This is a genomic window from Paracoccus sp. UBA5162 (genome assembly GCF_002413585.1).
Taxonomy (GTDB): Bacteria; Pseudomonadota; Alphaproteobacteria; order Rhodobacterales; family Rhodobacteraceae; genus Paracoccus.
In genome coordinates this window covers 6,201-18,357 of record NZ_DHXG01000092.1, presented here as the reverse complement: position 1 = coordinate 18,357, position 12,157 = coordinate 6,201, and the positions used below count along the sequence as shown (strand labels likewise).

The window sequence follows — 12,157 nt, the reverse complement described above, 5'->3', positions numbered from 1 at the left end:
ATGATGGACTGGACCGACAGCGCCTGCCGCCGTTTTCACCGGATCATGTCGCGCCGGGTGCTGCTTTATACCGAAATGGTCACGGCCCCGGCCATCATTCATGGCGATCCTGAGCGGCTGCTGGACCACGAGGCGGGCGAACATCCGCTGGCCTTGCAGATCGGCGGCTCGGATCCGGCGGAATTGCGACAGGCGACGCGAATCGCCGCCGGTTGGGGCTATGCCGAGATCAATCTCAATGTCGGCTGCCCCAGCGACCGCGTGCAATCGGGCTGTTTCGGCGCGGTCCTGATGAAACAGCCCGATCTCGTGGCCGATTGCGTGGCCGAGATGATCGCCGTCAGTCCGGTCGAGGTGACGGTGAAATGCCGCATCGGCGTGGACGACCAGAACCCGGCCGAGGTGCTGCCCGCCTTTCTGGCCAGGATGGCCGAGGCGGGCGTCACCCGCATCGCCATCCACGCCCGCAAGGCATGGCTGCAAGGTCTGTCGCCGCGCGAGAACCGCGAGGTGCCGCCGCTGGATTATCCGCTGGTCCATGCGATGAAGGCCGAATTTCCCCATCTGCACCTGTCGGTCAACGGCGGCGTCGTCTCGCTGGATCAGGCGCGCGATCACCTGCGCGTCATGGATGGCGCGATGATCGGACGTGCGGCCTATCACCAGCCATGGGACATTCTGGGCGGGGCCGATCTGCTGTGGGACCAGATGCCGCCCTTCGCGACGCCGCGACAGGTCGCCCATGCCATGCGCCCGCTGATCGCGCAGCATCTGGGCACGGGCGGGCGGCTGCATCAGATCTCGCGCCACATGCTGGGTCTGTTTCATGGCCAGCCGGGCGCGCGAGGATGGAAGCGGACGCTGTCAGAAGGCGCATCGAAAGGCGGGATCGAGGTCTATGACGCGGCACTGGCGCAGGTGACGCGGATGGCTGCGTGAGCCGATTTCGCTCTGGCGCCCGTCGCGCGCCGGCGATAACCACAGCCGCATGAGCGCGCTGCTGATCCCCGCCCTGACCCTGACCGCCACGGGCGCCGCAGCGGGAATTCTTGCCGGACTGCTGGGCGTCGGCGGCGGGATCATCCTCGTTCCGGCCTTCCTTTTTGCCTTCACGCGGGCGGGCTATTCCGGGCCGGACCTGATGCAGATCTGTCTGGCGACCTCGCTGGCAACGATCATCGTCACGTCGATGCGGTCGGTCATGGCCCATCACCGGCGCGCGGCGGTGGATTGGTCGATCCTGCGGGACTGGGCGGTCTGGATCGCCATCGGGGCGCTTCTGGGGGTGCTGACGGTCGGCGCGCTGCGAACCCGCACGCTGCAGGTCATCTTCGCGGTGCTGGTCGTGCTGATCGCCAGTTTCATGGCCATCTCGCGGCCGCATTGGCGGCTGGGAACCGAGATGCCCACCGGCATCCGGCGCGCGCTGATCGGTCCGGTGATCGGCTTCGTTTCGGTCCTGGTCGGGATCGGTGGCGGCAGCATGGGCGTGCCGCTGATGACGCTGCACGGACGGTCGATGCATCGCGCGGTCGCGACCTCGGCCGGGTTCGGCGTGCTGATCGCGGTGCCCTCGGTCGCGGCGTTCCTGATCGTTCCGGCCTCGGATGCGCCGCCCTGGACCCTGGGTTCGGTCAATCTGCCCGCGCTTTTCATCACCATCGCCATGACGCTGATCACGGCGCCTTTCGGCGCCGCGCTGGCCCATCGCACGGACCCTGCCCGGCTGAAGCGGATCTTCGCGATCTTTCTGTTCCTCGTCGCCATCAACATGATGCGCAAGGCCCTGACAGGCTGAATCCCGGCAGCCGCCCTGCGAAGGCCCCAGGCCAGGCCAGCCCCAACCATCGGCCTGGTTCCAATCGCGGCGACGGGATGCAGATGGTGGCGGGCCGGCCCTGTCCGGTCGCGGTGGCGGGAATTTTCGGCAGGACAGCTCGCCAGACGACCCTTGCGTTCAAGGCTGGCCAGGCTTGCGGACGATCACATCGATCAGGGCCGCCGGTCCCGAATGGCCCGGCCCCTCGTCCAGCACGGCGTCATAATCCTCGGCCCTGACCACCTGCCAACCGGGGAAGGCCGGCAACAGACGGTCCGGCGTCCACAGATTCGGTTCGCTGCGCGGCCCGCCCGAGCCGTTCCCCAATTGCCGCGTGCTGAAGCCGTGCAGGAACACGGTGCCGCCGGGCATCGTCGTCCGCGCCATCCCGGCCAGGATTTCGGCCCGCAGGCGTGGATCGGCGAACTGGAAGAAACAGCCCAGGACGACGTCGAAACCGTTCGACGGCCAGCCATAGGATTCCAGGCTTTCCTGCCGCCATTCCATTGTCACGCCATGCCGCGCGGCCAGCGCCATCGCCTTTTCACGACCGGTCCCGGTCGGCTCGATCGCGGTCACGCGACAGCCCTGCCGCGCCAGCCAGACGGCGTTCCGGCCCTCGCCCTCGGCGATGGTCAGCACATGGGCGCCTGCGCCCAGGCCGCCCAAGTGATCGCGCACGAAGGCGGCCGGCGCCTCGCCGAAATGAAATTCCTCTCCGCTGAAACGTTCGTTCCAGTCCATCCGCGATCCTCCTTGTCCTGGTGAAGATACCGCCGGGAGGCCGGACACAGGGCGCCGGCCGCCCGGCCGGAAAGTCAATCGGTCGGCTGATCCAGCGCCTCGAACCCTGCCTTCTGGCGCGCCGTCCAGCGCAGATGCAGGACCAGCCCGTCCTCGCCGGCCTCTTCGCGTTCGACCACCCCGGCCTCGTGCAGCCAGGCCCGGCGCCGGCCATCGGCGAATTCCAGCGTCACGACCGCCGCTTCGCGCGGCTCGTCCAGCGCCTGCGCCAGATGCGCGTCGATCGCAGCGATCAGGTCGTCAAGCCCCTCGCCCGACAGGGCGCTGACCGCCTGCACCCCCTGCGTCCGCGCATCGGTGCGGCGCAGGGCGGCGCGGGTATCGGCGGACAGGGCGTCGATCTTGTTCCAGACCTCGATCAGGTCCACATCCTCGTCGACACCCAAGGATCCAAGGATCTCGGCCACATCTTCGGCCTGTTCCTCGGTCTCGGGATGGCTGATGTCGCGCACATGCAAAATCAGATCGGCCGCCAGCACCTCTTCCAGCGTGGCACGGAAGGCCGCGACCAATTCCGTGGGAAGATCGCTGATGAAGCCGACCGTATCCGACAGGATGATCTTGCGGCCTGGGGCGCCGGCGCCGGCATCAGGCAGACGGACCGCACGCATCGTCGGATCCAGCGTCGCGAACAGCATGTCCTTGGCCATGACATCCGCACCGGTGAGGCGATTGAACAATGTCGATTTCCCGGCATTGGTATAGCCGACAAGCGCGACGATCGGATAGGGAACCCGGGCCCGGGCCGCGCGGTGCAGCGTCCGGGTCCTGACCACACGTTCCAGCTGGCGGCGCAGCCGGGTCATCTGTTCGTCGATGGCGCGGCGGTCAGCCTCGATCTGCGTTTCGCCGGGGCCGCCGACAAAGCCAAGGCCGCCGCGCTGACGTTCCAGATGCGTCCAGGCGCGCACCAGCCGGGTCCGCTGATAGGACAGGGCCGCCAGTTCCACCTGCAGCACCCCCTCGCGGGTCCGCGCCCGGTCGGCGAAGATTTCCAGGATCAGGCCGGTCCGGTCCAGAAGCTTGACGTCCCAGGCCTTTTCCAGATTGCGCTGCTGGACAGGCGTCACCGGACCGTCGACCAGGACCAGTTCGGCCTCTTCCGCCGACAGCCTTTCGCCTATCTCGGCCAGCTTGCCCTTTCCGAACAGCCGTCCCGCATCGGGACTGCGCAGGCGCGCGACTTCCTGGCCCACGATCTCGATTCCCGGCAGGGCATGGGCCAGCGCCACAGCTTCCGCCAGCGCATGCTCGGGCGTGCGCCGCCGCACGCGCGCATGGCCCAGATCCGGGTGGATCACATAGGCGCGGGTCGGCCTGGCCTCGGTCGAGGTGGGTTCGGCCAATCAATCCTCGTTTTCGTAAAGCGAGATCGGCTGACCCGGCATGATCGTGCTGATGGCGTGCTTGTAGACCAGCTGCGATTGCCCGTCCCGGCGCAGAAGCACGCAGAAATTGTCGAACCAGGTGATCACACCCTGCAATTTCACGCCATTGATCAGGAAGATCGTGACCGGCACCTTTGCCTTGCGGACATGGTTGAGAAACGCGTCCTGCAGGTTCTGCTTGTCGCCAGCCATCTTGTTTTTACCCGTCTTTGGAACTGTCCCGATCGAAAGTTACATCTAAGCCGTCAAGACGGGCCATGCAAGCGACAGTGGCCACATGAAAAATCAACTGCGGATCGGGCTTGCGGCCAAGGCGGAAAGACGCCCCGGCCTGGACGCCGATCCGGCCTTCCCGATCTCGGACGGACGCGCGCCTGTTGCGGATCATTCCGCGGCGGCGGCCTTGTTCGTCATCTGATCAAGAGCGTTCGCAATCTTGCCCAGCGTTTCATCGGCGCCGGTGATGTCATAGCGCGCGGCCAGCGCATCGGGCGCGAGATAGCCGATCTTCGTTTCCTCACCATCCTGCCAGACCAGGACGCGCAGGGGCAGATCCAGCGCCACGCGCGGATTGGCCTGCATCAGCAACGTGCCAAGGGCCGGGTTGCCGAAGATCAGCACCGTCGCGGGTTTCATTTCAAGCCCGGCCTCGGCGGCGGCGGCCTGGTGATCCACCCGCGCCAGCAGCGTGGCGGGGCTGTCCGCGACCGCCGCTTCAAGCCGATCGGCGGTTGTGGCGACATCATCGGGACTGGACTTGACCACCCATTCATCCGCGTTGGCGACACCCGTCGCGGCGGCGAGGCAGAGCGAGATCGCGGCAATCAGTTTACGCATGGCATTGTTCCTTTGCTGTTCTGGCGGCAAGCCCAGCTTGCGCCGTCGCGACGCGGATTGCCAGCCGCGATCGGGTTCGCGAAGGGGCGCCGATCAGGGCTTGCGCGGTCAGTGCTGGCAATCGGCGCCGGTTTTGCCTCAGATAGCGACATGAGCGTTCCCGAATCCGATCATCCCGAAATCCTGCTGCTGGGTGGCGGCCATGCGAATCTTCTGGCGGCACCGCTTCTTCGCAAGGCCCTGCCCGATGCCCGGATTCTGCTGATCGACGCGGCCCCCGACGCGGTCTATTCGGGAATGATCCCCGGACTGGTGGCCGGGCATTATGGCCCGGACGAACCGCGTGTCGCACTGACGGATTTTGCCGCCAGGAACGGCATCCGCTTTCTGCAAGGGCGCGTCGCCGGTGTTGATCCGACGACGCGGCAGATCGCGCTGGCGGATGGCGCACAGATCGCCTACGGGCTTGCGGCTCTGGATCTGGGCAGTCACACCGCGATGCCCGGACTTGCGGGCTTTGCCCGCCACGCAGTGCCGATAAAGCCGCTGGCGGGCTTTACCGCCCGCCTGTCGCTGATGCCGACGGGCAGCAATGCGGCGATCATTGGCGGCGGCATTGCGGGTGCCGAAATGGCGCTGGCCCTGGCCTGCCGGCTGACCGGCGGCGTCACGCTGATCGAGGCCGGGCCCGACATCGCGGCAAGTCTGGGCCGGCGGACGCGTTCGCGGCTGCGGTCGGCGCTGGACCGGGCCCGCGTGCAGGTCTTGACCGGGGCGACGGTCGCTTCGGTCGAGGCCGACGCCGTGGTGCTGGCCGACGGGCGCAGGATCGCCGGCCAGGTGACCATCGGTATCGCGGGCGCGCGGCCGCAGGACTGGCTGGCGCGCGATCTTCCCGCGGATGGCGCGGGTTTCGTGCGGGTCCTGCCGACGCTTCAGGTCGAGGGGCATCCAACCCTGTTCGCCGCCGGGGATTGCGCCGCGATGATCCACGCCCCGCGCCCCAAGGCCGGCGTCTTCGCGGTGCGGCAGGCCCCGGTCCTGGCGCGAAATCTGGTGGCCGCGTATCATGGACGACCGCTTCTGCACTATGATCCGCAGCGCGACTATCTCAAGATCATCTCGCTGGGTGGACGGACCGCGCTGGCCGAATGGTACGGGCTGACTTTGCATGGCCGCTGGCTGTGGCGGTGGAAGGACCGGATCGACCGCCGCTTCATGGACAGGCTTCAGGGCTGATCGCAGGTACCGTCACCAAGCCTGATCTGCGCCAGTACCGGATAATGATCCGAGGGCCAGCGCCCGCCCGGATTGTCGCGCAAGGCGACCGGTCGGTCCGTCAGCACGCTGTCGCAATCATACAGCACATGGTCGATCGCGCCGAACAGGTTCAGGCCGCGGCCGAAATGGAAACTGGATCCGCGCACCGGTGTCAGCGACAGGCCCGCGCCGCGAAGAATGTCGGCTGTGGCAGAGCCCGCCATCGCGTTCAGATCCCCCGCCACCACCACATGTTCGCCCGCAGCCAGCCAGGGCGCGATCCGGCTGGCCACCAGCCGCGCCGAGCGCAGCCGGTTCTGGCCGCTGCGAAAATCGAAATGGACGTTGACCAGGCGCAGGCTCTGTCCGGTCTCGAGGTCCGTAAAGCGCGCCCAGGATGCAAAAGCGGGCCATGAGCCGTCGAAGCTGCGCGAATAGATCACCTCGGGCGTGTCGGAAAAGAAGAACCACCCCTGTTCCTCGGGCCGCAGGCGGTCCTTGCGATAAAAGATCGGCTGGGTCGAGGGAAAGTTGCGCCAGTCGCCGCTGGCCGCGGCGGCGAAATCCGGCATCGCGGCCAGCAGGTCATCGCGCGCCAGATTGACGCTGCCGTCGCTGCCGTGCCGAAAGCTTTCCATTTCCTGAAACGCGATCAGGTCGGCGTCGAGGCGGCCCAGCACCTCGGCGGCCGCGCCGCGCCGCCTCTGCCAGCCCGCTGCCGACCAGCGATCGTCGTCACTCGCCGCCAAGGCGATGTAATGGATGTTCATCGTCGCGATACGCAGCGTGCCGGGACGCGGCGGCGGAACCGGGCCACCGCGCGAATTCCACGCTTGCAATCCGGCGCCCAGAACCAGGATCGCCATCACGGCACCCGCGAGACACCGAATAATCCATCGCGAAGACATCGTGCCAAGGTGACGGGAATCGCGCCGCTGTCAATTCACGCTGTCTTGCGACGCCCAGTGCCGCGCGCTGAAGCAAGGCTTGTAACATTTCGGCCCGTCCCGTCGAATGGGACAGGACTACCCCTGGCCTGCAAGGCCGCGAAAGACAGGAGAGACCGTGGACAGACGCAGCTTTCTGATCGCGACCGCCGCGGCCGCATCGGCCACGACCGCCGCCCTGCCTGCCGCCGCGCAATCACCGCGGATGGTGCCGGTGGCCTTCGATGCGCGCTGGCGGGCGCTGACCTTTCCGGGCCGGACGCCGACGCGCTATAAGCTGGGCGGAACGACATTGACGATCGAGGCGGATGCAAGCTCGTCGCTGATCTACCGGCCGGCGCCGGACGCCGCGCGCGGCGCCACGACCGCCCGCTGGTCCTGGTCGGTCTCGGCCAGCGTTCCGCCGACCGATCTGTCGCGCAAGGGGGGCGACGACCGCAATCTGTCTGTCTATTTCGTCTTCATGGATCCGCAGGCGGCGGCGCGGCTGTCACCCGACACCTCGCCCCGCCGGCTGCTGGCCAACCGTTCGGCGCGGGCGCTGATCTATGTCTGGGGGGGCCAGCGGGCGCCGGGCAGCCTGATTCCCAGCCCCTACATGCGCGGGCGCGGGGTGACGGTGGTGCTGCGCGGGCCGGGGACGGGTCGGGCCCAGGCGCGTGTGGACCTGGCCGCCGATCATGCAAGCGCCTTCCGCACCGCGCCGGGCGTTCTGGTGGGGCTGGCAGTCTCGGCCGACAGCGACGATACCGACACAGCGCTGCGCGCCAGCCTGTCGAATCTGGCTTTGGGATAGATCGGCCGGGCGCCGCTTGGGCACGCCCGTCCCTGCAGACCGTCGCGCGTCAGGGCTCTCCTCGACCGAAGGTCTTCCATCCCATGCGCCAGCGCAGCACCGTGGTCAGGGCGCAGGCCGCCGCGAAGATGCAGGCCAGGATGGGAAACCGGCCCGGCAGCAGGCACATGAGCAGGAAGATGACGATCGTTTCGAAGCCTTCGGTCAGCCCGCCCAGATAATAGATCCCCTTCTGCGGAAAGGCCGATGCTTCCCGGCCCCGTTTGGCGGCAATGGCGGCAAAGGCCAGAAACGACGAACCCGTGCCCACGAAGGCAGCAATCAGTGCCGCGGCCGGCAGCGCGTTCGCTGCCGGATCGTTCAGCGCGAAGCCCAGCGGAACCAGGGCGTAAAAGACGAAATCCAGCGCGATGTCCAGGAACGCCCCGCGATCGGTCGGACCCGCGATCCGCGCCACCGCGCCGTCCAGCCCGTCCATCGTGCGATTGACGACGATCAGCACGGCCGCCGCGGCGAACCATCCCGCAGCCAGGGCCGGAATGGCCAGCAGCCCCACCGCAAACCCGGCCAGGCTGATCGCGTCGGCGCCGATGCCACGCTCGGACAGGGCCTGTGCCAGCGGACGCATCGCCGCGCGTTGCAGCGGCAGAAGCTGGGCGTCGATCATCCGCGCCTCCAGCGGTGGAACCGCTCTGCCAGCGCCAGCGCGCGCGCGTCCACATGGGCGCGGCGCCAGACGCCGGCGACGGATTTGCCGGCCTCGGCCCAGGTCGGATAGATGTGGATGGTGCCGAGGATCCTGTTCAGCCCCAGCCCGTGTTTCATCGCCAGCACGAATTCCGCGATCAGATCGCCGGCATGGTCGCCGACGATGGTCGCGCCCAGGATGCGATCCTTGCCCGGCGGCGTCAGAACCTTGACGAAACCCCGCGCCGCGCCATCGGTGATGGCCCGGTCCAGATCGGCCAGATCGAAGCGCGTCACCTCGACCGCGATACCCTTTTGCCGTGCCTCGGCCTCGGACAATCCGACGCGGGCGACTTCGGGGTCGGTAAACGTGGCCCAGGGAATCACCCGGTAATCGGCCTTGAAGCGCTTGAGCACGCCGAACAGGGCATTGATGCTGGCAAACCAGGCCTGGTGCGAGGCCGTATGCGTGAACTGGAACGGACCCGCCACGTCGCCCGCCGCCAGGATGTTGGGAAACCGCGTTTCCAGATATTCGTTCGTCTCGATCGTGCGATCGGCCGCGATGCCAAGCCGGTCCAGGCCGAACCCTTCCAGCCGGGCGCTGCGCCCCACCGCGACGATGATCCGGTCAAAGGGAATGCGGGTGGTCGCGCCATCCTTTTCGACCTCGATCCATGTCTCACCATTGTCTCTGCCGCAGCCTGTGGCTTTGTGTCCGGTCAGCACGGTCACGCCATCGGCCCGCAATGCGGATGATACCAGCTCTGCCACTTCGGGATCCTCGCGCAGCATCAGCCGGGGCGCCATCTCGATCTGCGTCACCTGCGATCCCAGGCGGGCGAAAGCCTGTGCCAGCTCGCAGCCGATCGGGCCGCCGCCCAGGACGACCAGACGGCGCGGCGCATGATCCTGCCCCCGCAGCCGGGTCCACAGATCGTCCGAGGTCAGCGGCTCGACCATATCCAGTCCGGGCAGCGGCGGCAGGAAAGGCCGCGCCCCGGTGGCGATGATCACGGCGCGCGTGGTCAGACGCCGGGTTTCGCCATTCTTGCCACTTGTCTCGACGGTCCAGGGGTCGATCAGGCGGGCATGGCCCTTCAGCACCTCGACGCCAAGCCCGGTATAGCGCTCGACGCTGTCATGAGGGGCGATCGTGGCGATCACCTCGTGGATCCGTTCCATGATCGCGCGGAACGGGATGTCCGGTTGCGTGTCGGCCAGTCCCCAGCGGCTTGCATGACGCATCTGATGGGCCAGTGTCGCGCTGCGGATCAGCGCCTTGGAGGGCACGCAGCCATAGTTCAGGCAATCGCCCCCCATGCTGCCCGCCTCGATCAGGGTCACACGCGCCTTGGTCGCCGCCGCGATATAGGCCGAGACCAGCCCGGCCGATCCGGCCCCGATCACGATCAGGTTGCGATCGAACCGCCGCGGCCGACGCCAGCCGGCATGGACGCGGCGCCACCGGACCAGCCCCAGCACCGCCCGCGCCGACCAGGGAAAGACGGCCAGCGCCGCGAAAGAGAACAGGACCGGCGCCGAAACGATGCCTGACAGGCTTTCAAGCCCGGCCAGCCGGGTGCCCGCATTCACGTAGACGGCCGTGCCCGCCAGCATCCCCAGCTGGCTGATCCAGTAAAAGCTCCAGATCGGGATCAGGGTCAGCCCCATGAGCAGATTGACCGCGAAGAACGGAACCACCGGGATCAATCGCAGCGAGAACAGGTAGAAGGCGCCGTCGCGCGCCAGGCCCTTGTCGATCCTGTCCGCCCGCGCGCCAAGCCGCGCCCGCACCCAGTCCCGCGCCAGATAGCGCGCCACCAGAAAGGCCAGCGTCGCCCCCATGGCCGAGGCGAAAGAGACCAGCAGCAGCCCCTGCCAGAAGCCGAACAGCGCCCCGGCGGCCAATGTCATCCAGACCGCCAGCGGCAGGGACAGCGCGGTCACGGCGACATAGGCCACAAGAAAGGCCACCGCCAGCGCCAGCGGACGAGATTGCCGCAATTCGGTGAACCCGGCCAGATGGCCGCGCAGGGCATCGACGCCAAGATCCTGATCGCGCAACAGCCACAACGCCGCCCCGACAAGGACCGCAAGGATGACGAGAAAGGCGGTTTTTTTCACGACTGCTCCTTCGTTGGCCGTGGCGGGCAGTTCGTCCTGTCTTCCGATTTCGTTACAGGAACAGCGAAACCGCGCGGCGGTCGCGGGCCTTGTCTGCGCGTAAAGGCAAGCAAAGGCTGCGACCGGCAGCCTTTCGGCCGTCACGGATCACGCCGCCTTCGGAATGATCGTTCCGACCGGAAGCAGAGGCAGATTGCAGCACCTCGAGTCCCGACAAGGGGAACCGGTCACGACCAAGAACCTGCCATGATCAACCCGGCCAGGCCTCGGCGATCCTTCGCGCCAGGCTGGACAGATCGGCCGCGACCAGATCGGGCTGCGGCACGGAGCGGCCCGGCAGCGGTGCATTCACGCCATGGGTGACAAGCGCGCCCTTGCCGCCCATGGCCTGCAAGCCCATCGTGTCCCAGACATGGCACGCCACCAGACACAGATCGCGCGGCGTGACGGCCAATGCGTCGGCGACAAGCCGGTAGGTCTGCGGCGCGGGCTTGAAACGTCCGGTCGGCGCGACGCTGAAGGATCTTTCGAAATAGCCGCCCAGGCCTGCGCGATCCAGCGCCGAGGGGCCATCCGAGGGCGGCGAATTCGTCAGCGTCACCATGCGGAACCCGAGGTCGCGCAGGTAATCCAGCGCCTCGGCCGCATCCGGATGCGCCGGCAGCGATCCCAGGGCGCGCGCCAGGGCAGCCCTGTCGCGGTCGGTGATCGCGATGCCACGGATGGTTCCCATCATCTCCAGCACCGAAACCGCCAGCGCGGCGAAATTCTCGCGCGCGCCGATCAGGGTCAGCGTCTGCGAATACAGGATCAGTTGGGCGAACCAATCGCGCATCACGGCGCGATCGCCGAAAATCTCCTGGAACACCGGCCCCAGGTGGTCGAGGTCCAGAAGCGTCTCGTTCACGTCGAAGACAAGGATCGGGCGTTGTGTCGTCATCGGGGCTTCCATTGCCGCAGTCGCGTTGCTTCAGCCTGAACCGAAAACCGTGCCGCCGTAAACCGTTTTTGGTCGGGCCATGCCGGCGAACACAATCGTCAAGCCCGCCTCGCGGCCCGGGCCGAGCTCCGCCGCACTTGCGGGGCTATCGTGCATCCCCTACATCTTGCAGCAAGCGACAGAGGACAGCGCCATGGCGATGGAAGCCCACGAAATCGAAGCCCTCATCCGGGCCGCCTTCCCCGATGCGCGTATCACGATCACCGATCTGGCCGGCGACGGGAACCATTTCGCGGCCGAGGTCATCGACGAAAGCTTCCGGGGTCAGAACCGCGTCCAGCAGCAGCGCGCCGTCTATGCCGCGCTGAAGGGCAGGATGGACGGCAATGCGGGCGAACTGCACGCCCTGGCGCTGACAACCAAGGCCCCCGATTGACGCCCCTGCCCCACCCGGGGCTTCGGCCGCGCGACAGAAAGGACAAATCAGATGAGCGACGTCAAGGACAAGATCCAGGACCTGATCGATACCAGCGATGTGGTGCTGTTCATGAA

General features: G+C 67.3%; 13 protein-coding genes. 5 read left to right on the top strand and 8 right to left on the bottom strand.

The window, feature by feature from the left end; genetic code table 11:
• Positions 1-939: tRNA dihydrouridine(20/20a) synthase DusA (gene dusA, locus B4A72_RS15135; RefSeq protein ID WP_292979023.1), on the top strand; the 939-nt coding region annotated here is incomplete at its 5' end.
• 49 nt (positions 940-988) lie between these two features.
• Complete coding sequence (locus B4A72_RS15130; protein ID WP_292956071.1) at positions 989-1,798, top strand: sulfite exporter TauE/SafE family protein; 810 nt, start codon at positions 989-991, stop codon at positions 1,796-1,798.
• Between the two features lie 159 nt (positions 1,799-1,957).
• Here B4A72_RS15130 and B4A72_RS15125 read toward each other — a convergent pair whose 3' ends face one another.
• From B4A72_RS15125 to B4A72_RS15110, 4 genes are all read right to left on the bottom strand, one after another.
• Positions 1,958-2,563 (bottom strand): class I SAM-dependent methyltransferase, encoded by a 606-nt coding sequence (locus tag B4A72_RS15125; protein WP_292979021.1) that lies wholly within the window; start codon positions 2,561-2,563, stop codon positions 1,958-1,960.
• Positions 2,564-2,637: 74 nt separating this feature from the next.
• Positions 2,638-3,969, bottom strand: a complete 1,332-nt coding sequence (hflX, locus tag B4A72_RS15120) for a GTPase HflX (protein WP_292956065.1) — start codon at positions 3,967-3,969, stop codon at positions 2,638-2,640.
• The gene (hfq, locus tag B4A72_RS15115; RefSeq protein WP_292956062.1) at positions 3,970-4,203 is read right to left on the bottom strand and encodes an RNA chaperone Hfq; all 234 of its coding nucleotides are present in this window, start codon (positions 4,201-4,203) and stop codon (positions 3,970-3,972) included.
• A 192-nt stretch (positions 4,204-4,395) separates the two neighbouring features.
• On the bottom strand, positions 4,396-4,848 hold the full coding sequence (locus B4A72_RS15110; protein ID WP_292956059.1) for a DUF302 domain-containing protein: 453 nt from the start codon (positions 4,846-4,848) through the stop codon (positions 4,396-4,398).
• A 150-nt stretch (positions 4,849-4,998) separates the two neighbouring features.
• Between B4A72_RS15110 and B4A72_RS15105 the strand changes: the two genes are divergently transcribed.
• Positions 4,999-6,087: an FAD-dependent oxidoreductase gene (locus B4A72_RS15105; protein ID WP_292956056.1), complete on the top strand. Its 1,089-nt coding sequence runs from the start codon at positions 4,999-5,001 to the stop codon at positions 6,085-6,087.
• On the opposite strand, the gene B4A72_RS15100 is transcribed toward B4A72_RS15105, so the two are convergent.
• Positions 6,078-6,974, bottom strand: a complete 897-nt coding sequence (locus B4A72_RS15100; RefSeq protein ID WP_292956095.1) for an endonuclease/exonuclease/phosphatase family protein — start codon at positions 6,972-6,974, stop codon at positions 6,078-6,080. The two genes, B4A72_RS15105 and B4A72_RS15100, sit on opposite strands and share 10 nt — an antisense overlap.
• A gap of 199 nt (positions 6,975-7,173) precedes the next feature.
• On the opposite strand from B4A72_RS15100, the gene B4A72_RS15095 reads away from it, so the two are divergent.
• Positions 7,174-7,851 (top strand): DUF3047 domain-containing protein, encoded by a 678-nt coding sequence (locus tag B4A72_RS15095; protein ID WP_292956053.1) that lies wholly within the window; start codon positions 7,174-7,176, stop codon positions 7,849-7,851.
• A gap of 49 nt (positions 7,852-7,900) precedes the next feature.
• Here the strand turns inward: B4A72_RS15095 and B4A72_RS15090 are convergent, their stop codons facing one another.
• The 3 genes from B4A72_RS15090 to B4A72_RS15080 all read right to left on the bottom strand — a co-directional run bounded on the left by B4A72_RS15090 (position 7,901) and on the right by B4A72_RS15080 (position 11,605).
• Positions 7,901-8,518 carry a CDP-alcohol phosphatidyltransferase family protein gene (locus B4A72_RS15090; RefSeq protein ID WP_292956050.1) on the bottom strand — a complete coding sequence of 206 codons (618 nt, stop codon included), beginning with the start codon at positions 8,516-8,518 and terminating at the stop codon, positions 7,901-7,903.
• Positions 8,515-10,665, bottom strand: coding sequence for an FAD-dependent oxidoreductase (locus tag B4A72_RS15085; RefSeq protein ID WP_292979019.1), 2,151 nt, complete (start codon positions 10,663-10,665; stop codon positions 8,515-8,517). The genes B4A72_RS15090 and B4A72_RS15085 overlap by 4 nt, the downstream gene beginning before the upstream one ends.
• Positions 10,666-10,915: 250 nt before the next feature.
• Complete coding sequence (locus B4A72_RS15080) at positions 10,916-11,605, bottom strand: haloacid dehalogenase type II (RefSeq protein WP_292956044.1); 690 nt, start codon at positions 11,603-11,605, stop codon at positions 10,916-10,918.
• Positions 11,606-11,798: 193 nt separating this feature from the next.
• On the opposite strand from B4A72_RS15080, the gene B4A72_RS15075 reads away from it, so the two are divergent.
• On the top strand, positions 11,799-12,041 hold the full coding sequence (locus tag B4A72_RS15075; protein WP_292956041.1) for a BolA family transcriptional regulator: 243 nt from the start codon (positions 11,799-11,801) through the stop codon (positions 12,039-12,041).
• Positions 12,042-12,157: the final 116 nt, after the last annotated feature.